This window comes from Roseicyclus sp. (genome assembly GCF_965662675.1).
GTDB lineage: Bacteria > Pseudomonadota > Alphaproteobacteria > Rhodobacterales > Rhodobacteraceae > Roseicyclus.
Window position 1 is genome coordinate 1 of the sequence record NZ_CBFIIK010000169.1, and the last position, 2,928, is coordinate 2,928.

At 62.4% G+C, this 2,928-nt stretch carries 3 protein-coding genes; all 3 read right to left on the reverse strand.

The features are described from left to right. Positions 1-629 (reverse strand): ABC transporter permease (locus tag ACTG4J_RS15105; RefSeq protein ID WP_439140560.1); only part of this gene is annotated, 629 nt, incomplete at its 3' end. Positions 630-633: 4 nt separating this feature from the next. Beyond that, on the reverse strand, positions 634-1,587 hold the full coding sequence (locus tag ACTG4J_RS15110) for an ABC transporter permease (RefSeq protein WP_439140562.1): 954 nt from the start codon (positions 1,585-1,587) through the stop codon (positions 634-636). Between the two features lie 72 nt (positions 1,588-1,659). Then, on the reverse strand, positions 1,660-2,928 hold a 1,269-nt coding region (locus ACTG4J_RS15115), incomplete at its 5' end, for an ABC transporter substrate-binding protein (RefSeq protein WP_439140561.1).

The window sequence follows — 2,928 nt, forward strand, 5'->3', positions numbered from 1 at the left end:
AAACATGATCCCTCGCCGCGCAGTTTGGCCGCTTCGATGTAATCCATGACCACGATCCCTTGGGCCACCGCGCGTGCAAGGCGGAAGACGCGGGTCGCATCGACCGCCGCGATGACCAAGATCAGCGTCAGCACCGAGGTGCCGAAGATCGTCAGCAGTAACAGCGAAAAGATCAGCGCCGGGATTGCCATCAACGCATCGACGAAGCGCGACAGCGCTTGGTCAAGCCAGCCCCCGACAAGTGCAGCCCAAAGCCCAAGGATCGCCCCCACCACGAAAGCCAGCGCCGTGGTGGCAAAGGCGATGCCGACGGTGTTGCGCGCGCCGTAGATGAGCCGCGAGAGCATGTCGCGCCCGATCCGGTCGGTACCCAGCCAATGCTCGGCGGACCATGCCTGGAACTGCCCGCCCACGATATCACGCTCGGGGAAGGGGGCAAGCGCAGGGGCGGCGATCGCGACGAAGGTGTAGATCGCGATGACCAACAGGCCAAAGGCTGCGGTCAGCGGAATATCATGGGCAAGGCTGCGGGCCTGACCCGAGAATGTGGCCCGCGCGCCTGCGCGCAGCGCCCAAGCTATGGCGAAAAGTGTTGCAAGCCCAAGGATGACGGAGGCGGCGAAGCTCATGGCGCTACCTCCGATGCATCAGGCGGGGGTTGGTGATGGTCGAAAGCACATCCGCCAACAGATTCAGCGCGACATAGGCCGCAGCAAAGATCAACGCCACGGCTTGGACCACGGCGATGTCGCGGTTCGACACCGCATCGACCATCAATTGCCCAAGGCCGGGATAGACAAAGACCACTTCGACCACCACGACCCCGGTGATGAGGTAAGCAAGGTTCAGCGCGATCACGTTGATGATCGGGGCCAGCGCATTGGGCAGCGCGTGGCGTAAGACGATGCGCAAGGGCGACATGCCTTTGAGGCGTGCCATCTCGATATAGGGGCTGGCCATCAGGTTGATGATCGCGGCCCGCGTCATCCGCATCATATGCGCGGTGACCACCAACATCAGCGTCAGCGCGGGCAGGAAGGTCATGTAAAGCCGGTCGCCAAAGGTCGTGGTCGGGTTGATCCGCACCATCGAGGGGAAGAGGCCCGTCTGCGCTAGCCACAAGACGAGAATGTAGGCCACGAAGAATTCCGGGAACGAGATTGCAGTCAGCGCACCCGCATTCGCCGCGCGGTCGAAGATCGAATTGCGCCAAAGTGCGGCAAGGATGCCCAAGATCAGCGAGATCGGCACCGACAGGGCGGCGGCGTAAAGCGCCAAGAAAACGGTATTGCCCAGCCGCGCGCCGATCAGTTCCGAGATCGGGCGGCCATTGGCCAAGGAGACGCCGAAATCACCCGTCAGCGCGCCGGTCAGCCAGTTCCAGTAGCGCACGGGTGCCGGATCGTTGAGCCCCAGTTGTTCGCGCAGCGCCGCCAGCGTTTCCGGCGTTGCCGATTGGCCCAAAAGCTCATTGGCCAAATCGCCCGGCAGCAATGCGGTGGCGCCGAAAATGACCACGGACACGATAAAGAGAAGTCCGACCCCGAGCGCGCAGCGCACGGCGATCATCCGGATCACGTTTGACAGGGGACTGTCCTCCGTAGGGTGTTAAGAACACCCCCGCCGCACCATTGGCGCGACGGGGGCAGGTGATGGCGATCAGGCCATCGACCACCGTTCAACACAGCGGAAGCCGTCGAAGTTCCAGTTGGCCGAGATCTGCTCGGGTGTGGAGATCTTGTTGGCCACGGCCATCACGTAGTTGTTGTACATCGGGATGATCGTCGAGCCCTCGAAGGACACAAGCTGCTGCATCTCGTGATACATCTCGCGACGCAGATCCTCGTTCACCTCCGAGCGGGCGGTGACGAGCAGCTCGTTGAAGCGGTCATTGCTCCAGAAGCTTTCGTTCCAATCCGCACCGGCCGCATAGGCGGTGGTGAACATGTGATCCTCGACCGCGCGACCGCCCCAATAGGTGGCGCAGAAAGGCGTCGTGCCATTGGGGTTGAGCCAGACATTGGACCAGTAGCCGTCATTCGGCACGCGATCCACGGTCATGTTGATGCCCGCCGCCCGTGCTGTTTCCGAGAACATGGCACCGGCATCGACCGCACCCGAGAAGGCCGCATCGGCCACCGAGATGGTGACATCAAGGCTGCTCAGACCGGCTTGCTGCAGATAGTAGCGCGCCTTGTCGGGATCATAGGTCTTGGCTTCCATTTCCGCATGGAAATAGCGGTTCGCCGGGCCGATCGGGTTGTCGTTGGCGACCGCGCCGTGACCGCCCAAGATGACATCCACCATCGCCTGACGGTCGAGGGCGTATTTCAGGGCAAGGCGGACATTATTGTCGCTGTAGGGCGCCTGACGGCTGTCCATCGGGAAGCCGTAATGGGCATTGCCCGGGATCGACAAGATGCGCGCCACGCCGCGGCTTTCAAGCATGCCGATCGTGGCGGGGTCGACTTGGTCGATCAGGTCCACCTCGCCGGTGATCAGCGCGTTCAGGCGCACCGCCGGGTCGAGAATGGAGACCAGTTCGATGCGGTCGAACCATGCGCGGTCCGACTTCCAGTAGTTGGGGTTGCGGTTGAGCGTGGCCTGAACGCCATGCTCGTAGCTTTCGACGATATAGCCGCCGCAGCCATCGGTGGTGGTCGCATCCGCCTTGCCATCGGTCGAGGGCAGGACCGGAACGTGGTAATCGGTCATCAGATAGGGAAGGTCGCCATTGGGCGCCTCGAGCGTGACGATCACATTATTGCCGTCGGCGCGCACATCGGTGATCGCGGCCAAGAGCGGTTTGACGACCGAGGTCGAGTCGTCGCCGCGGTGATGGTTGATCGAGGCAACCACATCGGCGGGTGTGACGGACTTTCCGGAATGGAAGCTGACGCCCTCACGGATCGCGAAAACCCATGTCTG